This window comes from Ornithinimicrobium flavum, from assembly GCF_004526345.1.
Classification (GTDB): domain Bacteria; phylum Actinomycetota; class Actinomycetes; order Actinomycetales; family Dermatophilaceae; genus Ornithinicoccus; species Ornithinicoccus flavus.
In genome coordinates, this window is record NZ_CP038213.1 from 1,347,310 (window position 1) to 1,366,683 (window position 19,374).

The window sequence follows — 19,374 nt, forward strand, 5'->3', positions numbered from 1 at the left end:
ACGATCCGAAGTGATGTGAGCCGCCATGGCCAAGCCTGTGACCAACCCCTCCGGCGGGAAGAAGCCCCGCCACACCCCTGCCCAGAAGAAGGCCGCCCGCCAGGCGCGGGAGAAGACCGCCCGCGCCCAGCTCAAGGGTCGTCCTGCGCGGCGTCCCGAGCGGGGTGAGCGGTGGGAGGACCGCGGCGACCAGCCGCGCAAGGACCGCTGGCGCGAGCGGGACGACGCCGACCCCCGTGGCCGGGGTGACCGTGCGGAGCGTCGCACCTCCTGGCAGGACCGCGACGACCGCCCGCGCCGGGACGTCCGCACCGACCGCCCGGACCGGGGCGGCTACGACCGGCCCGAACGTGGTGGCTACGACCGCCCTCGCCGCGACGACCGCACCGACCGTTCCGACCGCCCGGACCGTGGTGGCTACGACCGTCCCCGCCGCGACGACCGGGGCGAGCGCCGCCCGTTCGCCCAGGGCACCGACCGCAGGGCCCCCGCCCGCTGGGAGGACCGCGAGGAGCGGGGACACCGCCGCCGTGACGACCAGCGCGAGAGCTTCCCCCGCCGCGAGCACACCTGGCGCGCCCACCGCGAGGAGCGCGAGGGCCGCAACCCCGAGCGCGGCCGGCACGAGGGCCGCAGCTGGGACGAGGACCGGCGCCGCAGGGACGACCGGTGGGAGTCCAAGGACCGCTTCGAGCGTCGTGACCGTCCCGACCAGGGCCGCCCCGACCAGGGCCGCTCCGACCGGCCGCAGCGGTTCGACCGCCCGGCCCGCCCCGAGGGCCGGGACGGCTTCCAGGGTCGTGGCCGCCCCGAGCGCCGTGACGGGTTCCAGGGTCGCGACCGCTTCGACCGTCGTGACGGGTTCGACCGTCGTGAGCGCGACCTGTCGCGGTCCGGTGACGACGCCTTCGCCGAGGCGGAGGCCGAGCGCGACGAGGCCGACGCGGCCTACCAGGCGCGCCGCTCGGCGACCCGGGCCGAGGACAGCTCCGCCCAGGTGACGCAGGACAACGGGTTCGCCGCCATGGGCCTGCACGACGAGCTCGTGGCCGCGCTGGCCCGGATCGGCATCACCTCCCCGTTCCCGATCCAGGCCGCCACCATCCCCGACGCCCTGGAGGGTCGCGACCTGCTCGGCCGCGGACAGACCGGCTCGGGCAAGACGATGGCCTTCGGGCTGCCGATGCTGCACCGGCTCTCCAGCCGGCCCCGGGCGGTGCCCCACCGTCCGCGCGCCATCATCCTCAGCCCCACCCGTGAGCTGGCGATGCAGAGCGTCGACGCGTTGACCCCGCTGATGCGCGCCGTCGACCGGCGCTTCGTCCTCGTCGCGGGCGGCATGTCCTACACCCCCCAGATGAAGGCCCTCGAGAAGGGAGTCGACGTCCTGATCGCCACCCCGGGTCGGCTCATCGACCTCATCGACCGGGGCGCGGTCGACCTGTCCGAGGTCGAGGTCACCGTGCTCGACGAGGCCGACCACATGGCCGAGATGGGCTTCGTCGAGGCGATCACCCAGGTCCTCGACCTCACCCCGGCCGACGGGCAGCGGATGCTCTTCTCCGCGACCCTGGACCACGGTGTCGACCGGGTGGCCAAGGCCTACCTCACCGACCCCGTGACCCACTCCACGGACGACGTGTCGGCCAGCGTCGAGACGATGGCCCACCACGTCTTCCTCGTCCACCCGCACGACAAGAAGTCGATCACCGCGGCGATCGCCAACCGTCCGGGCCGCACCGTCGTCTTCTGCCGCACCAAGCTGGGCGCCGACCGCATCGCCCTCCAGCTGCGCGAGTCCGGTGTCTTCGCCGCGGCGCTCCACGGTGGGCTCAACCAGGCCCAGCGCACGCGGGTGCTCGACGCGTTCAAGTCCAGCCAGCTGCCGGTGCTGGTGGCCACCGACGTGGCCGCCCGCGGCATCCACGTCGACGACGTCTCCCTGGTGCTGCAGGTCGACCCGCCGGCGGACCACAAGGACTACCTGCACCGCTCCGGCCGCACCGCCCGCGCCGGCGAGGACGGCGTCGTGGTCACCCTGGCCCTTCCGCACCAGCGCCGGCAGGTCAAGCGGCTGCTCGAGCAGGCCGGCGTGCAGACCGAGCCCCAGGAGGTCCGGCCCGAGGACACCGCGGTCATCGAGACCGCCGGTGGCTCCGTGCCGACCGCCGAGCCGGTCCTGCAGAGCCAGCTCGACGAGATCCTCCGCCCGCGTCGGCCCCAGGGCCGCGGCGGCCGCCGCCCCGGCGGTCGCCCCGGCGGTGCCGGCGGACGGTATGGAGACCGCCCGCGCCGCGAGGGCGGCCCGCGCCGCGAGGGCGGCCCCCGTCGCGAGGGTGGCCCCCGTCGGGACGACCGGCCGGACTGGCGCCCGCGCGGCTGAGCCGGTCCTGCGATGAGCGACGCGCGCCACCAGGCAGGCCTTCCCGGGCCTGACCTGGTGGCGCGCGCGTTCGTCGAGGCCTGGGCCGACCGGGACGCGCGCGCGATCGCGGACCTCTTCGTGGAGGACGCCGACTTCGTCAACGTTGTGGGCCTGTGGTGGCGCGACCGGGACCGGATCGAGCAGGCGCACGCCTACGGCTTCGAGCGGATCTTCGGCCGGAGCACCATGACCCTGGGCCGGGTGCGGACCAGGCGGCTGGGGGAGGACGTCGCCGTGGTGCACGCAGCCTGGCGCATCGAGGGCCAGAGCGCCCCGGACGGCGGCGACGGTCCCGGCGACCGGTCGGGCGTGCTCGTCTTCGTCATGGCCCGGTCGGCGGACGGCTGGCGGGCCGTGGCCGCGCAGAACACCGACCGCGTGCCGGGTGCGGACACCCTGGTCACCGGCCCTGCCGGGACGCCCGGGGTGAGGGGCGCCTCATACCGACAGGGCCGGTGAGTCTGCTGGTCAGGGGTTGGGGCCGACGAGGAGCAGCCCGACGATGAGCACCGCGCCGAGCGCGAGCATGACCACCATCGTGTAGCCGAGGATGTCGCGGATCCGCAGCCTGGCGATCGCCAGCAGCGGCAGCGCCCAGAAGGGCTGGATGAGGTTGGTGATCTGGTCGCCGTAGGACAGCGCCATGATCGCCACCTCCGGGTCGACCCCGAGCTGCTCGGCGGCGGTGAGCAGGACCGGGCCCTGGACCGCGGCCTGGCCGCCGCCCGAGGGCACGAAGAAGTTCACCAGACCGGCCGACAGGAACGCCAGCGCGCCGAAGGTCGCCGGGGTGGACACGGCGACGATGGAGTCGGACAGCACGGCGATGAGGCCGGTGCCGCCCATGATGCCCATGATGCCGGCGTAGAGCGGGAACTGCAGCAGGATCTCGCCGACGTTGGAGGCGCCGCGCTTGGTCAGCTCGACGAGCACGAAGGGGTTGCCCACGAGCAGCAGGACCAGCGTGAGGAAGGTCCAGTTCACGATGTCCAGGGTGAGGGTGCCGCCGTCCCGGAAGTGCAGGACGAGATAGAGCGCCAGGAGCAGACCGGGGACGAGGGTCACCAGGCGGCTGGCGTCGAGGCGGTCGGCGGGGGTCTCCACGTCGTAGGTGATCGACTCGTCCTCCATCTGGTGCTCGGGCATCTCGTGCACCGGGTCGCCCTTCCTCGGCGCGAGCAGGGCGTAGCAGGCGGCGAGGACGGCGAGGCAGACCGCGAGGATGAGCAGGTTCCAGACCGAGAAGATCGTGTCGGACAGCGGGATCGTGCCGCCGAGCTGCTCGGCCAGGAAGCTGTCGGGGGTGGCGGCGGTCAGGGGCGCCGAGCCGCTGTACCCCATGTGCCACACCGCCATGCCGGAGTAGCCGCCGGCCACGAGCAGGGGGAAGTGCAGCTTCTCGCCGCGGCGCCGGGCTGCCGCGGCGACCTGCGTGGCCATGATGGCCCCGACGATGAGACCCAGTCCCCAGGTCAGCAGGGCGGAGACGGCGGTGACCAGCGCCACGAAGACGTAGGGCATGACCCGGCCGCGGGGGATGTCGGCGAGCCGCACCAGCAGCGCCCGCACCGGGCCGGTGTTGGCCAGGATGTAGCCCAGCAGGAGGATGAGCGCCATCTGGGTCATGAAGGCGAGCAGGCCGGCGAGCCCGTCGCCCCAGGCCCGGACGACGTCCAGGGGACCCGAGTCCGTCAGGAGCAGCGCGCCGATCATGACGATGACGGTCAGCACGATCGCGAAGACCAGCGCCGAGGGGATGAACCGCTCGACCAGCGTGTTGACCGGACCCATCATCCGGCTGACGCCGGAGCGCGGTCGGGTGGGGGTGGGCGAGGGGGGAGTCATGGACCTGCTCCTTCTCGGAGGGGAACCGGGAGGCATAGGTATGCAGTGCAGAGCATAAGATGCCGCGCATGACAGGAACCATCGACCCGGCGCTCCAGCACGTCTACGACGCCGTCCTGCGGCGCAACCCCGGTGAGAGCGAGTTCCACCAGGCGGTCGAGGAGGTGCTCGCCAGCCTCGGCCCGGTGGTCAGGCGTCACCCCCACTACCTGGCCGAGCGCGTCATCGAGCGGATCTGCGAGCCGGAGCGGCAGATCATCTTCCGGGTGCCGTGGACCGACGACGCCGGGCAGGTGCAGATCAACCGTGGCTTCCGCGTGCAGTACTCCTCCGTGCTCGGCCCCTACAAGGGCGGGATGCGCTTCCACCCCAGCGTGCTGCTGGGCACCGTGAAGTTCCTCGGCTTCGAGCAGATCTTCAAGAACGCCCTGACCGGTATGCCGATCGGCGGCGGGAAGGGTGGCGCCGACTTCGATCCCAAGGGCCGCTCCGACGGTGAGGTGATGCGCTTCTGCCAGTCGCTCATGACCGAGCTGTTCCGTCACCTGGGGGAGTACACGGACGTCCCCGCGGGGGACATCGGCGTCGGCGCCCGGGAGATCGGCTACCTCTTCGGTCAGTACAAGAAGATGACCAACCGCTACGAGGCGGGCGTGCTCACCGGCAAGGGCCTGGCCTGGGGCGGGTCGCGAGCGCGGACGGAGGCGACCGGCTACGGCACCGTGTACTTCGCCGACCAGATGGCCCAGCACGCGGGACAGCGCCTGGACGGCACGCGGGTGGTCGTGTCCGGGTCGGGCAACGTCGCGATCTACGCCATGGAGAAGGTCGCCGAGCTGGGCGGGCTGGTGGTGGCGTGCAGCGACTCCTCCGGCTACGTCGTCGACGAGGCGGGCATCGACCTGGAGCTGGTCAAGGAGGTGAAGGAGGAACGCCGCGAACGCATCCGGGCCTACGCCGACCGACGGCCCGGCGCCAGGTTCGTCAGCCAGGGCACCATCTGGGACGTGCCGGCCGAGGTGGCGTTGCCCTGCGCCACCCAGAACGAGCTCGACGAGGCGGCCGCAGGCACCCTGGTCACCAACGGCGTGGAGATCGTCGCCGAGGGCGCCAACATGCCGTGCACCCCCGGTGCCGTCCGCGTCTTCCAGGAGGCCGGGGTCCTCTTCGGCCCCGGCAAGGCCGCCAACGCCGGCGGGGTGGCCACCTCGGCCCTGGAGATGCAGCAGAACGCCTCCCGGGACTCCTGGTCCTTCGAGCACACTGATGCCCGGCTGGGCGAGATCATGAGGAACATCCACGAGCGGGTGGTGACAACCGCCGAGGACTACGGCCGCCCGGGCGACTACGTCTTCGGGGCCAACGCCAGCGGTTTCACCCAGGTCGCCGACGCGATGCTGGCCCTCGGCGTCATCTAGGGCGGGCGCATACGATGCGCCCATGATCACCTCCCACGACGTCGTGGTGGTCGGCGGTGGCCACAACGGCCTCACCGCCGCCGCCTACCTGGCCCGCGCCGGCCGCTCGGTCCTGCTGCTCGAGCGGTCCCCGCAGCTGGGAGGGGCGACGGTCTCCGCGCAGGCCTTCCCCGGGATCGAGGCCCGGCTGTCCCGCTACTCCTACCTCGTCAGCCTGGTGCCGCAGCAGATCGTCTCCGACCTGGGCCTCAACCTGCGACTGGCCCGCCGCCGGTACTCGTCCTACACGCCGGTCCCGGGCGAGGACGTCGGGCTGCTCGTCGACCACCACGACGAGCAGGCGACCGCGGCGTCCTTCGCGGCGGTCGGCGCGGCCGACGACGCCGCCCGCTGGGCCCGGTTCTACGCCCGCACCGGCGAGCTGGCCCGCGCGATCTGGCCGACGATGACCGAGCCCCTGCTCCGGCGGCACGACCTGGCCTCCCGCGTCGGGGACCCCGGTCTCGTCCGCGACTTCCTCGAGCGCCCGCTGGGCGAGGTGGTCGAGGCCAGCATCGCCTCCGACCTGGTCCGCGGGGTGGTGCTGACCGACGGGCTGATCTCCACCTTCGCCCAGGCGCACGAGGCCGACCTGCGGCACAACGTCTGCTTCCTCTACCACGTCGTCGGCGGCGGCACGGGGGACTGGGACGTCCCGGTGGGGGGCATGGGCGAGGTGTCCGGCCAGCTCGCGCGGGTCGCGGCCGACGCCGGCGCGCAGCTGCGCACGGGGGCCACGGTCACGGCCGTCGAGGACGGGGCGGTCACCTGGGTCGACGCCGAGGGTATGGAGCACCGCGCCACCGCAGGGCTGGTCCTGTGGGCGGCGGCCCCCGCGGTGCTCGACGACCTGATGGGCACGACCGGGAACCGGGTCGAGGGGGCGCAGGTCAAGGTCAACATGCTGCTCTCCCGCCTGCCCCGGCTGCGCGAGCCCGGGATCGACCCGGCGGCGGCCTTCGGCGGGACCTTCCACATCAACGAGACCTACACCCAGATCCAGACCGCCTACGACGCCGCGGTCGCCGGGCGGGTGCCGGACCCGATGCCGGCGGAGATCTACTGCCACTCGATCACCGACCCGAGCATCCTGTCGCCGCAGCTGCAGGCCGACGGGGTGCACACGCTCACCGTCTTCACGCTGCAGACACCCGACCGGCTGCTCGACGACGTCGCCGACCACGCCCGGGCGCGCGCCGACCTGGAGCGAGCCGTGCTCGACTCGCTCTCCTCGGTGCTGGCCGAGCCCATCGAGGACGTCGTCCTGCGGGACGAGCAGGGTCGGCTCTGCGTGGAGACCCGGACCACCCGCGACCTGCAGGACTCCCTGGCCATGCCGGGCGGCAACATCTTCCACGCGCCGCTCACCTGGCCCTGGGCCGACGACGACGCACCGCTGGACTCGGCGGCGCAGCGCTGGGGCGTGGACACGCCATACCCGGGCGTCCTGCTGGCCGGGGCGGGCTCCCGCCGCGGTGGCGGGGTCAGCGGCCTGGGCGGCTACCACGCCGCCCGGGCCGTCCTCGACGGCTGACCCTGCCGGGCCCGGGATCAGGTGTCGCGCATCGGGCGCGGCAGGTGCTCCCGGGTCTCGTCGTCCCTGACCAGGTCGGGGTCCTCGTACGGTGTGTCGTGCGCGAGCGGCTTGGCGCGCAGGAAGAGGATGCTGGCGATGAGACACCCCCAGACGAGGGTGAGGGCCAGGATCATCATGACGACGGCGGACGTGCTCATCGGGTCTCCTCCTGCCGGGGCAGATCGGGGCGGGCCAGCGGCTCGGGCTCCTCGGGGAGGGCCGGCCAGGGGCGGAAGTCGGGGTTGTCGCGGCCGCGCCAGGGCACGGCCGAGAGCAGCGCGGCGGCGACGACGACGAAGCCGAGCATGCCCCACCCGAAGACGTTGAGGTACCACTGCGGCAGGCCCTCGTAGCCCTCGGTGATGAGCACCACGACCCGCTGCACCAGCATCCAGCCCAGGTAGAGCGGGGCCAGCGCACCGATGAGCAGCACCCACCACCGGCCCAGCTTGAAGGTGGACACCGCGTTGAGGTGCCGGCGCAGCACGTCGCCCTTGCGGAAGACCCAGATGACCAGGATCGCCATCGCGATGGCCGAGAAGACGATCCCGATGTTGTTGGCCCACTGGTCGACGGTGTCCAGCGCGAGCAGGCCCGAGGTGGTGGAGAAGAGCGCCAGCGACAGGACGGCGCAGATCGCCGAGACGGTGACCGCCGAGGCCCGTTGCCCCAGGCCGAACTTCTCCTGCACCGACGCCGCGACCCCGAGCAGGATCGAGATGATCGAGGTGAAGCCGGCCAGCACCAGCGAGCCGAAGAAGATGACGCCGAAGATGTTGCCGCCGGGCATCTGGCTGATGACGGCCGGGAAGGTCACGAACGACAGGATCGGACCGGTGAGCCCCTCCAGGTCGCCCACGGCGATGTTCTGCTGGGCGGCCATGAAGCCCAGCGTCGCGAAGACGCCGATGCCGGCGAGCAGCTCGAAGCTGGAGTTGGCGAAGGCCACGACCAGGCCGGAGGTGGTCATGTTGGCCTTGCGACGCTGGAAGGAGGCGTAGGTCACCATGATGCCGAAGGCGATGGACAGGCTGAAGAAGATCTGGCTGTAGGCGGCGATCCACACGTTGGCGTCGGCCAACGCCGCCCAGTCGGGGGTGAAGAACTCGTCCAGCCCGGCGAAGGCGCCCTCCAGGGTGAGGGCGCGGACGACCAGACCGACGAAGGCGACGAAGAGCAGGGGGATGAAGATGATGTTGACCCGCTGGACGCCGTTGGCCACGCCCAGGGCCAGGACGACCAGCACGGCCACCCAGACCAGCACGAGCGGGATGGTGACGCCGGCCACGAGGCTCGTGGACAGCTCGGGGTCGCCGACCTGCAGGTAGTCGTTGAGGAAGAACGATCGTGGGTCGTCGCCCCAGCGCAGGTCGAAGGCGAAGACGAAGTAGGACAGCGACCACGCGATGACGGCGGCGTAGTAGACCGCGATGACGAACGACAGCATGATCTGGAACCAGCCGAGCGTCTCCGCGGGCCGCGCCATCCGCCGGTAGGCCAGCGGTGCCGCCCCCCGGTAGCGGTGGCCGATCGCGTAGTCGAGGAAGAGGATCGGGATGCCGGCGGTGAGCAGGGCCACGAGGTAGGGGATGAGGAAGGCCCCGCCGCCGTTCTCGTAGGCCACGCCGGGGAAGCGCCAGATGTTGCCCAGGCCGACGGCCGAGCCGATGGCCGCCAGGATGAAGCCGGTGGAGCTGGTCCAGGTCTCACGCCCGTCCGCGCCGCGCTGTGCCACGGGGGAACCTCCTTCGTCGGTGGATGCCGTGGGGGAAGGCTACTCCCGCAGGTGCCGCAGCGCGAGGAGGTCGACGGCATACCCGTAGCCGTGCACGCCGGCCCCGGCGATGACCGCCTCCGCGACGGGGGAGAGGTATGAGGTGTGCCGGAAGGGCTCCCGCGCGTGCGTGTTGGACAGGTGGACCTCCACGACGGGCAGCCGGGTGGCCTTCACGGCGTCCAGCAGGGCGACCGAGGTGTGGGTGTAGGCGGCGGCGTTGAGCACGACCCCGAGGACCTCGCCGGACGCGGCCGCCTCGTGCAGCGCGTCGACGAGCTCACCCTCGTGGTTGCTCTGCCGGCACTCGACCTGCAGGCCGTGGGACGCCGCCATCCGGGCACAGAGGGCCTCCACGTCGGTCAGCGTCGCGGTGCCGTAGATCTCCGGCTCCCGGGTGCCGAGCAGGTTGAGGTTGGGGCCGTTGAGCACCAGGATCCGGCGGGAGGTCATGCCCAGATCGTGGCACAGCCGCCGTTAGGCTGGCGCGCATGGGAGTGACGCAGTGGTGGCGCAGACTGACCGGCGGCGGAGCGGGCAAGAAGGCGGGCAAGAAGGCGGGCGACACGGCGCGCGGCACGGCGGGCAGGAAGAGCGCGGGCCGGGGCGCGGCGGGGACGGGTGCGCAGCCGAAGCCGGCGCGGACCGGGCTCACGGCCCCCACCGCCCGGCCCGGACGCCAGGCCGCGGTGGACCCGTCGCAACCCGTGCTCGGCCTCGTGGCGAGCCGCTCCGGGTGGGTGGGAGCCACGCTCGAGGCCTCCGGGCACGGCACGCCCCACATCGTCACCGCCGGCACCCTGGCGGACGCGGTGGCCCAGGCCGGTCCGGTCACGGTCGTGGCCGTCGGCGTCCCGATCGGCCTGCCCGACACCTCGCGGCGTGCCGCGGACGTCGAGCTGCGCCGCTTCCTGGGCCCCCAGTCCTCGGCCGTGGTCGGCGCCCCGGTCCGCGACGCGGTCTACGCCGGGTCCGACAGCGAGGCCAACCGGGTCAACCGGGAGCGTGCCGGCGCCGGTGTCTCCCGGCAGGCCGCCGACCTGCGCCCGCGCATCACCGAGGTGGACGGGTGGCTGCGGCAGGACCTCCCGCACCGGGTGGTCGAGGTCGTCCCGGAGGCCAGCCTCGCCGTGATGACCGGTGCGCCCCTGGAGTCCCGCCGCGGCTCGGCCGCCGGGGGCCAGGAGCGCCGGGAGGCCCTGGGTCGCGCCGGCATCTACGTCCCGGTGACCGCGCCGCACGGCGTCACCGCCGAGGACGTCGTCGGGGCGTGCGCGGCGGCCTGGACGGCCCACCGGGTCAAGACGGGGCAGTCCCGCTCCTTCCCGGAGCAGCCGGAGACCTTCTCCGACGGGATCCCCGCGGCGGTCCACGCGTAGGTCGCGACGCGGACCTCACCCGCTCCGGCGCAGCTCCTCCCAGGCCTCGAGCAGGGCGGGGCCGTACCACGTGAGCAGCCGCCCGCTCACGAGCCTGGTCGACGTGCGGGCGAAGGCCTCCGGGCCGTCGTCGGCGGTGAAGACATAGGGCTCGTCCGGCAGCAGCACCACGTCCGCGCCCGCCGCGTCGATCTCCTCGACGGGAACGCCGGGGTAGCGCTCCGGGTGCTCGCCGAAGACGTTGCGCATCCCGAGGCGCCCCAGCAGGTCGCTGGTGTAGGTGCGCGAGCCGACCACCATCCACGGGTCCCGCCAGATGGGGACGGCCACCGGGGTCGGCCCGCCCCCCGGTGCGGCGACCGGCAGGCGCCCGCCGAAGACCTCCACCGTCTCCGCGAGCCACCCCGGCCCGGGCCAGCCCAGCACGTCGGTGAGGAGGGTCCGCAGCACCCGCAGGGCGTCGTCCACGGACTCCACGACCCCGACCCACACGGGCACGCCCGCCTCCCGGAGCCGCCGCACGTCCAGCTCGCGGTTCTCCTCCTGCACGCACACCACCAGCTCCGGTGCCAGCGCCGCGACGGCTGCCCGGTCCGGGTTCTTGGTGCCCCGCACCCGCGGCACGTCCAGGTCGGCGGGGTGCGTGCACCAGTCGGTGGCTCCGACCAGCGCCTCCGGGCGGGTCGCCGCGATCGCCTCGGTGAGCGAGGGCACGAGCGACACCACCCGCGTGACCGGGCCGTCCGGCAGCCGCACCTCGCCGCCGAGGTCGTCGCTGACGACGCGGCTCACGGGGCCAGGGTCGTGCCGTCCGCGACCCGGCCGCCCTCCGCGCCCAGCGTCACCGAGCCCTGCACGGTGACGTCGCGCCCGAAGGTCCAGTCCCCCTCCACCGTGAGCCGGCGGGCCTGCACCAGGGACGGCGCGCCGTGCGGGAAGCGCTGGTCGAAGTCCCCGATCATCCCGTAGACGTCCTTGGCGAGGTCGATGACCGGCGCGGGGTCCACGGTGCGGCTCAGCTGCGCGGTCTCCTCGTCCACGGCATACACGTCCGAGCGCAGCAGGAGCAGCTCGTTGGTCGTCTTCACGGGCACGAAGCGCTCGCGGGTCACGCCGATCGACACCGCGTCCTCGAAGAGCTCGACGGCCCCGCCCATCGCGGTCTCGATCTGGACGACCGGCGTGGACGCCTTGTCGCGGGGGTCGACCGTCTTCGCGTTGCGGATGAGCGGCAGCTGCAGCACCCCGCCCTGCTCCTGCAGCATCTCGCGCAGCCGCGCCAGGTCGAACCACAGGTTGTTGGTGTTGACGTAGGGGTGCCGGTCGGCGTCCATGAAGTGCACCATCTCCTCCGGCGCGGTCTGCGCGGTCTCCCGCAGCACGAGCCGGCCGTCGGAACGGCGACGCACCAGGTGCCCGCCCTTGGTGTCCATCTCGGTGCGGGCGACGACCTCCGCGGCATACCCGGCACCGGAGGCGGCGAACCAGGCGGCGATCCGCCCGTCCGGCACCGCACCCAGGTTGTCGACGTTGGAGACGAAGGCCTGCCGGTAGCCCTGCTCCAGCAGGGAGTCGAGCAGGCCGCTGGCCAGGAGCGAGGGGTAGAGGTCGCCGTGCCCCGGGGGGCACCACTCCAGCCGGGGGTCGGCGGGCCACTCGACGGGGGTGAGGTCGTCCGCCCGCAGCTTGGGCTCCTGGCTCTGCAGGAAGTCCAGGGGTATGCCGTCTACCGCCAGCTCCGGGTAGCGCCCCAGTGCCTCCAGGGTGGCCTCCTGGGTGGAGAAGGAGTCCATGAGCACCAGGGGCAGGGGCACCCCGTGGCGCTCGCGCAGCGCCAGGACCTGGCGCACGGTGAGGTCGAGGAAGGTCAGCCTGTCCCGCACCGGGAGGAGCGACTTGGGGCCGGCCAGGCCCATCGAGGTCCCGAGACCGCCGTTGAGCGTGATGACCGCGGTGCGCCCCAGCGCCTCGCGCGCGGTGTCCTCGTCGGGCTCCAGGTCGGCGTGCTGGACGCTCGGCAGGGCCGGCTCGACGTCGGCCTCGGCGATGAGGCCGGTCGCCCCGCCGGCGAGGGCATCGTAGTGCAGGGCGAAGGTGTCGACGGCGGGCCGGCTCACCCCCGCCTCCCGCATGCGGGCCAGGGCCAGGTCACGTCCGGAGGCGCTCATGCGCCCAACCTACCGACGGCCGACTTGACCTGCACGTCAACCTGGGGATGGTCTCGTCTACCATCGGTCAGGACACCCCACTCGACGAGGAGACGTCAGGTGAAGAACGACCAGCTGCACACCCTCACGAACCCGGTCCGCATCGTGACGGCGGCGAGCCTGTTCGACGGGCACGACGCCTCGATCAACATCATGCGGCGCATCATGCAGGGCCAGGGGGCCGAGGTGATCCACCTGGGGCACAACCGGTCCGTGCAGGAGGTCGTCCAGGCCGTGCTGGACGAGGACGCCAACGGGGTGGCGGTCTCGTCCTACCAGGGCGGGCACGTCGAGTACTTCGAGTACCTCGTGGAGCAGCTGCGCGCGGCCGGCGCCGGGCACGTGCGGGTGGTCGGCGGTGGCGGGGGAGTCATCGTCGCCGAGGAGATCGAGCGGCTGCGCGCCTCCGGGGTGACGATCTTCAGCCCCGAGGACGGTCAGCGGCTGGGCCTGCCGGGGATGATCAACAGCGTCCTGGCCGACTGCGACTACGACCTGTGGGAGACCGGTGCCGCCGAGATCGACCGGGCGCTGGCGGGCGACCGCACCGCCGTGGCGCGGGCGATCACCGGGGCCGAGACCGGCCGGCTGCCCGAGGAGGACCGGCAGCGCTACGCCGCCGAGGCGGCCTCGCGCACCGTGCCCGTGCTCGGCATCACGGGCACCGGGGGGTCGGGCAAGTCCTCCCTCACCGACGAGCTGATCCGACGCTTCCGTCTCGACCAGGACGACCGGCTCCGGATCGCCGTCGTCGCGATTGACCCCACCCGCCGCCGCGGCGGCGGCGCGCTGCTGGGCGACCGGATCCGGCAGAACGCCATCGGCCTGCAGTTCGCCGGGGGAGGCCAGGGCTCCGAGACCTCCGGGGCCGTGCTGTTCCGCTCGATGGCGACCCGCGGGGACCGGGAGGTGCCCGAGGCCCTGCCCGTGGTCATCGACATCCTCAAGGCGTGCGGCTTCGACCTGGTGGTGGTGGAGACCCCCGGCATCGGCCAGGGCGACGCGGGGATCGTGCCCTTCGTCGACACCTCGCTCTACGTCATGACCCCGGAGTTCGGCGCGGCCTCCCAGCTGGAGAAGATCGACATGCTCGACTTCGCCGACGTCGTGGCCATCAACAAGTTCGAGCGCCGCGGGGCGATGGACGCCCTGCGCGACGTGGGCCGCCAGTTGGTCCGCAACCGGGAGGCCTTCGGGAAGAAACCGCAGGACATGCCGGTCTTCGGCACCTCCGCGGCCACCTTCAACGACGACGGCGTCACCGCCCTCTACCAGGAGCTGCGCTCCGTCCTCGCCACGAAGGGCCTGTCGGTGACCGAGGGGTCGCTGCCGCCGGTGGACGTGCGGCACTCCTCGGTGCTGCGCCAGGTGGTCCCGCCCAAGCGGGTGCGCTACCTGGCCGAGATCGCCGACACCGTCCGGGGCTACCACGAGGACACCGAGCGCTACGCCCTGGCCGCCCGCCGGGTGGAGCGGCTCGCGGCCGTCGACGACGAGCTCGCCGCGGCCGGGCAGACCGACCACGGCGTCGACGAGCTGCTCGAGGCCGCCCGCCGCGACGTGCCCGCGGAGATCTCGGAGCTGATCGAGGGGTGGCCCGCCCGGGTCGAGTCCTACTCCGGCGACGAGCAGGTCGTGCGGGTGCGGGACAAGGAGATCGTCACCCGGCTCACCAAGGAGACGCTGAGCGGCAACCGCATACCCCGCGTCGCCCTCCCCACGTACGACGAGGCCGGTGCCCTCGTCCGCTACTGGCGCCGGGAGAACCTCCCCGGCTACTTCCCCTACACCGCGGGGGTCTTCCCCTTCAAGCGCGACAACGAGGACCCGGCCCGGATGTTCGCCGGCGAGGGTGACCCGTTCCGGACCAACCGTCGCTTCAAGCTGCTCTCCGAGGGGCAGCCGGCCACCCGTTTGTCCACCGCCTTCGACTCGGTGACGCTCTACGGGCAGGACCCCGCCGAGCGGCCCGACATCTACGGCAAGGTGGGCACCTCCGGGGTCTCGGTCGCGACGCTGGAGGACATGAAGGCGCTCTACGACGGTTTCGACCTGGTGAGCCCGACGACGTCGGTGTCGATGACGATCAACGGCCCGGCGCCGACCGTGCTGGCCTTCTTCCTCAACACCGCGATCGACCAGCAGGTCGACGCCTTCCGTGAGCGCGAGGGCCGCGAGCCCTCGGGGGCCGAGGCCGAGGAGCTGCGGGCCTACGCCCTGCAGAACGTCCGCGGCACGGTGCAGGCCGACATCCTCAAGGAGGACCAGGGCCAGAACACCTGCCTGTTCACCACCGAGTTCTCGCTGCGGATGATGGGCGACATCCAGCAGTGGTTCATCGACCAGGGTGTCCGCAACTTCTACTCCGTGTCGATCTCCGGCTACCACATCGCCGAGGCCGGGGCCAACCCCATCAGTCAGCTGGCCTTCACCCTGGCCAACGGCTTCACCTACGTGGAGTCCTACCTGGCGCGCGGGATGGACATCAACGACTTCGCGCCCAACCTCAGCTTCTTCTTCTCCAACGGCATGGACGCCGAGTACTCCGTCATCGGCCGGGTGGCCCGCCGGATCTGGGCGGTCGCGATGCGGGAGAAGTACGGCGCGAACGAGCGCAGCCAGAAGCTGAAGTACCACGTCCAGACCTCCGGGCGGTCCCTGCACGCGCAGGAGATGGACTTCAACGACATCCGCACGACGCTGCAGGCGCTCATCGCGATCTACGACAACGCCCAGAGCCTGCACACCAACGCCTACGACGAGGCCGTGACGACCCCGTCCGGGGAGTCGGTGCGCCGGGCCCTGGCGATCCAGCTCATCATCAACCGGGAGTGGGGCCTGGCGATGAACGAGAACCCCAACCAGGGCTCGTTCATCCTCGAGCAGCTCACCGACCTGGTGGAGGAGGCGGTGCTCGCCGAGTTCGACCGCATCAGCGAGCGCGGCGGCGTCCTCGGGGCGATGGAGACCGGCTACCAGCGCGGCAAGATCCAGGACGAGTCGATGCTCTACGAGCACCGGAAGCACGACGGTAGCCTGCCGATCATCGGCGTCAACACCTTCCGCCGCCCCGAGGAGGAGCGGGAGGTGGTGCAGGTCGAGCTGGCGCGGGCGACCGAGCAGGAGAAGCAGAGCCAGCTCGAGCGGGTGCGCGACTTCCAGCAGCGGCACGCCGACGAGGCGCAGGAGGCGCTCGACCGCCTGAAGAGGGTCGCGATGAGCGGTGACAACGTCTTCGCCGAGCTGATGGATGCCGCGCGGGTGTGCTCGCTCGGACAGATCACCGAGGCCTTCTTCGAGGTGGGTGGGCAGTACCGTCGCAACGTCTGACGCGGCCCCTGTGGACGAGCCCCGGGGTCTGTCGGCCGTGCCGCATACAGTCCCTGCATGACGGCGGCGGACCTGACCCGGGCAGGCTGGGTGCTCGACCTCTCCGAGGGCGATCTCCAGCGGGAGGTCGGGGTGCTCTCGGTCGCCCGGGCGAAGGTGTATGCGGCGGACGGGCGCATCCACACCCTGGTCGCCGCGCGCGACGGCCGCCACCTGCTGGCGACGGTGAGCGGGTCGGAGCGGACGCGCTACCAGACCGTGGTGGAGCTGATCGACGAGGACGGGCCGGAGTGGTCGGGCCGATGCACCTGCCCGGTGCGGATCCAGTGCAAGCACGCGGTGGCCACGATCATCTGCGCCCAGCTGCGGCTGCGGGAGCAGGGGCGGACGGGCCCGCCGGACTGGGAGAGCCTGCTCACGCCCCTGGTGCGGGGCGCCGACCGTGGCCCGTCGGCGTCGTTGCAGGCGCCGTGGCGCCTGGGTCTGCAGGTGGGCCTGCAGGGGGGTCTCGGTGGCGTGGAGGAGTCCATGCGGGTCACGCTGGTGCCCGTGCGCGAGGGGACGGGTCGCCCCTGGGTGCGGCAGGGGGTGTCGTGGCGCGACCTGGTCTCCAGCTACCGGGTGCACGAGGTCGACCCCGCGCAGCGCGCGGCGCTGGTCCCGCTGCACACGATCTCCCAGGGCCCGGTGCGCTTCCAGGGGGCCGTCCCGGAGCTGGTGCTGGGGGACCTCGGCCGGCTGGCCTGGCCGGCGCTCGCCGGGGTCGTGCGGGCGGGGGTCACGCTCGTCCCCGGGCCTGGCCTCACCCTGGTGGAGCTGGGGGACGGCACGGTCGAGCTCGGCCTGGACCTGACCCGGCGCGACGAGGGGTTGCGCGTGGGGGTCTCGGTGCAGCGCGCGGGGGAGGGTGACACGGGGGAGGGCGACACGGCGGGCGTCGACGGCGGGAGGCTCTTCGTCGTGGGGAGACCGGGGCACGGCCTCGCCCGGGTGAGCGAGGCCGGCGAGCTGACCCTGTGGCCGTTGACCTCCGAGCCGGAGCCGCTGCTGGCCCAGCTGCTCGAGCGCGGTGAGCCGGTCCTGGTGCCGGAGCCGGACGTCCAGCGCTTCCTGGCTCACTACTACCCGTCCCTGGCCCGCAGGGTCCGGGTCACGTCCCGGGACGGCACGGTGGACACCGCGGAGGCGCCGGGGCCGGTCCTGCGGCTCACGCTCACCCCCGAGCCGGAGCATCGTCTGCGGCTGCGGTGGACGATCGCCTACCCCGTGCCGGGCGGGGACGAGGTGGTGGAGGTCGGGCTGGAGCACCGTCAGGACGACCCGCCGCGCGACCTCGGTGCCGAGGCTCGGGCGGTGGCGGCGGTCGGGCCCCTGCTGGCGGCCTGCCCCGAGCTGGTCGAGCACCCGCCGAGGGGGGTGCCCCGGCCGGTGACCGAGCGCGCCCTCCAGGGGCGGAGCACCATCGTCTTCGCCACCCAGGTGCTCCCGATGCTGGAGGCCGCCGAGGAGGTCGAGGTCGTGCTGGAGGGGGAGCTCCCGACGTACGAGGAGGCGGAGGAGGCGCCGGTCGTCGTGCTCGACACGAGCGAGGGGGCGGCCGACGACTGGTTCGACCTGCACGTCAGTGTCACCGTGGCGGGCCAGACCGTCCCTTTCGAGCCGCTCTTCGCCGCGCTGGCCCGGGGTGACGACATGATGCTGCTGGAGTCGGGGACCTTCTTCAGCCTCGACGTGCCGGAGCTCCACACCCTCCGTCGTCTCATCGAGGAGGCGCGCGAGCTGGAGGACCGGCCGCCGCGGGAGGCGACGGTGGGGCTGACCCGGTGGCAGGCAGGGCTGTGGGAGGAGCTCACCGACATCGGCGTGGTGCGCCGGCAGAGCCAGGCGTGGCGGGAGAGCGTCGACGCCCTGCTGGCGCTCGGGGAGGGAGGCGGTGACCTGGCTCGGGCCAAGGTGCCCGACCGGTTGCAGGCCGAGCTGCGTCCCTACCAGCTGGAGGGGTTCGAGTGGCTGGCCCGGCTGTGGGACCACCGCCTCGGTGGCGTCCTCGCCGACGACATGGGTCTGGGCAAGACCCTGCAGATGCTGGCCGTTCTCGCCCGGGCGGAGGAGCGAGGTGACCTGGCCGAGGGCCCGGTGCTCATCGTGGCCCCGGCCAGCGTGGTGCCGGTGTGGGCCTCCGAGGCCGCCCGTTTCGCACCCCACCTGCGGGTGGCGACGATCGCGGCCTCTGCTGCCAGGCGGGGCACCGACCTGGCGACCGAGGTGGGCGGCGCCGACCTGGTCGTCACGTCATACACCCTCCTGCGTCTGGGGGAGCAGGAGTTCCGGCAGCTCCCGTGGAGCGCCCTGGTGCTGGACGAGGCCCAGGCGGTCAAGAACCCCAGGTCCAAGACCCACCGCGCCGTGCGAGGCGTGGGCGGCGTCCGTACGTTCGTCCTCACCGGCACCCCCCTGGAGAACTCCTTGAAGGACCTCTGGGCGATGTTCGCGCTGGCGGCCCCCGGCCTGTTCGGTTCGGCCGAACGGTTCACCAGGGGTTATGTCCGACCGGTCGAGTCGGGCGACCCGGCCGACCGCGACGAGGTCCTGGGGCGGCTCCGACGCCGGATCCGTCCGTTTCTGCTGCGCCGCACGAAGCGGGAAGTCGCCGCGGACCTGCCGCGCAAGACGGAGCAGGTGCTGTCGGTCCCCCTGGCGGTCCAGCACCGCAGGGTCTACGACCGGCACCTGCAGCGGGAGCGGCAGCGTGTGCTGGGGCTCCTGGCGGACATGGACAAGAACAGGGTCGCGATCTTCCGTGCCCTGACGATCCTGCGTCAGCTGGCCCTCGACCCTGGCCTGGTCGACCCCGAGCACGCGGGCATCGCCACCTCGTCCAAGGTCACCCTGCTGCTGGAGCACCTCGTCGAGCTGGCCGCGGAGGGACACCGGGCACTGGTCTTCTCCAGCTTCACCAGCTACCTCGCCCTGGTGCGCGAGGCGCTGGAGGCGCGGGGGATCCCGTACAGCTACCTCGACGGGCGCACCCGCGACCGCAGCGCGAGGGTCGAGGGCTTCCGCAACGGCGACGACCCGGTCTTCCTCATCAGCCTCAAGGCCGGAGGCGTGGGACTGACGCTCACGGAGGCGGACTACGTCTACGTCCTCGACCCGTGGTGGAACCCTGCGGCCGAGGCGCAGGCCGTGGACCGCACCCACCGGATCGGGCAGACCCGCCCAGTCAACGTCTACCGGCTCGTCTCCTCCGACACCATCGAGGAAAAGGTGGTGGCGCTGCAGGCCCGCAAGCGGGAGCTCTTCACGACCGTGGTGGACGCGGGTGAGTTCCGCTCGGGCCGCGTCTCGGCCGCGGACATCAGGGGACTGCTGGACGACTGA

General features: G+C 72.7%; 13 protein-coding genes. 7 read left to right on the forward strand and 6 right to left on the reverse strand.

The features are described 5' to 3' along the window. The first annotated feature begins 25 nt into the window (after window positions 1-25). Both E3Z34_RS06285 and E3Z34_RS06290 read left to right on the forward strand, forming a co-directional pair. Complete coding sequence (locus tag E3Z34_RS06285) at window positions 26-2,383, forward strand: DEAD/DEAH box helicase (protein ID WP_134772918.1); 2,358 nt, start codon at window positions 26-28, stop codon at window positions 2,381-2,383. Between the two features lie 12 nt (window positions 2,384-2,395). Beyond that, entirely contained in the window at window positions 2,396-2,884 is a 489-nt protein-coding gene (locus tag E3Z34_RS06290; protein WP_134772919.1) for an SgcJ/EcaC family oxidoreductase, read from the forward strand. 9 nt (window positions 2,885-2,893) lie between these two features. Here the strand turns inward: E3Z34_RS06290 and E3Z34_RS06295 are convergent, their stop codons facing one another. Beyond that, a complete protein-coding gene (locus tag E3Z34_RS06295; protein ID WP_238695383.1) occupies window positions 2,894-4,270 on the reverse strand; it encodes a short-chain fatty acid transporter in 1,377 nt (458 codons plus the stop codon). A 68-nt stretch (window positions 4,271-4,338) separates the two neighbouring features. On the opposite strand from E3Z34_RS06295, the gene gdhA reads away from it, so the two are divergent. Further along, window positions 4,339-5,688 carry an NADP-specific glutamate dehydrogenase gene (gene gdhA, locus E3Z34_RS06300; RefSeq protein ID WP_134772920.1) on the forward strand — a complete coding sequence of 450 codons (1,350 nt, stop codon included), beginning with the start codon at window positions 4,339-4,341 and terminating at the stop codon, window positions 5,686-5,688. 22 nt (window positions 5,689-5,710) lie between these two features. Beyond that, window positions 5,711-7,261 (forward strand): phytoene desaturase family protein, encoded by a 1,551-nt coding sequence (locus E3Z34_RS06305; RefSeq protein WP_134772921.1) that lies wholly within the window; start codon window positions 5,711-5,713, stop codon window positions 7,259-7,261. Between the two features lie 17 nt (window positions 7,262-7,278). Here the strand turns inward: E3Z34_RS06305 and E3Z34_RS06310 are convergent, their stop codons facing one another. From E3Z34_RS06310 to aroQ, 3 genes are read right to left on the reverse strand one after another with little or no spacing between them, the layout of a single operon-like run. Then, the gene (locus E3Z34_RS06310; RefSeq protein WP_134772922.1) at window positions 7,279-7,461 is read right to left on the reverse strand and encodes a methionine/alanine import family NSS transporter small subunit; all 183 of its coding nucleotides are present in this window, start codon (window positions 7,459-7,461) and stop codon (window positions 7,279-7,281) included. Further along, window positions 7,458-9,038, reverse strand: a complete 1,581-nt coding sequence (locus E3Z34_RS06315) for a sodium-dependent transporter (protein ID WP_134772923.1) — start codon at window positions 9,036-9,038, stop codon at window positions 7,458-7,460. The genes E3Z34_RS06310 and E3Z34_RS06315 overlap by 4 nt, the downstream gene beginning before the upstream one ends. Window positions 9,039-9,077: 39 nt before the next feature. Further along, window positions 9,078-9,530 carry a type II 3-dehydroquinate dehydratase gene (gene aroQ / locus E3Z34_RS06320; RefSeq protein WP_134772924.1) on the reverse strand — a complete coding sequence of 151 codons (453 nt, stop codon included), beginning with the start codon at window positions 9,528-9,530 and terminating at the stop codon, window positions 9,078-9,080. 38 nt (window positions 9,531-9,568) lie between these two features. Between aroQ and E3Z34_RS06325 the strand changes: the two genes are divergently transcribed. After that, window positions 9,569-10,456, forward strand: a complete 888-nt coding sequence (locus E3Z34_RS06325) for a DUF429 domain-containing protein (protein WP_134772925.1) — start codon at window positions 9,569-9,571, stop codon at window positions 10,454-10,456. 15 nt (window positions 10,457-10,471) lie between these two features. Here E3Z34_RS06325 and E3Z34_RS06330 read toward each other — a convergent pair whose 3' ends face one another. Next, the gene (locus tag E3Z34_RS06330) at window positions 10,472-11,248 is read right to left on the reverse strand and encodes a helical backbone metal receptor (protein ID WP_134772926.1); all 777 of its coding nucleotides are present in this window, start codon (window positions 11,246-11,248) and stop codon (window positions 10,472-10,474) included. Beyond that, window positions 11,245-12,624: a UTP--glucose-1-phosphate uridylyltransferase gene (locus tag E3Z34_RS06335; protein WP_134772927.1), complete on the reverse strand. Its 1,380-nt coding sequence runs from the start codon at window positions 12,622-12,624 to the stop codon at window positions 11,245-11,247. The genes E3Z34_RS06330 and E3Z34_RS06335 overlap by 4 nt, the downstream gene beginning before the upstream one ends. Window positions 12,625-12,723: 99 nt before the next feature. Between E3Z34_RS06335 and icmF the strand changes: the two genes are divergently transcribed. Continuing rightward, window positions 12,724-15,993 carry a fused isobutyryl-CoA mutase/GTPase IcmF gene (gene icmF / locus E3Z34_RS06340; protein ID WP_134772928.1) on the forward strand — a complete coding sequence of 1,090 codons (3,270 nt, stop codon included), beginning with the start codon at window positions 12,724-12,726 and terminating at the stop codon, window positions 15,991-15,993. A gap of 57 nt (window positions 15,994-16,050) precedes the next feature. Then, entirely contained in the window at window positions 16,051-19,374 is a 3,324-nt protein-coding gene (locus E3Z34_RS19400; protein WP_134772929.1) for a DEAD/DEAH box helicase, read from the forward strand.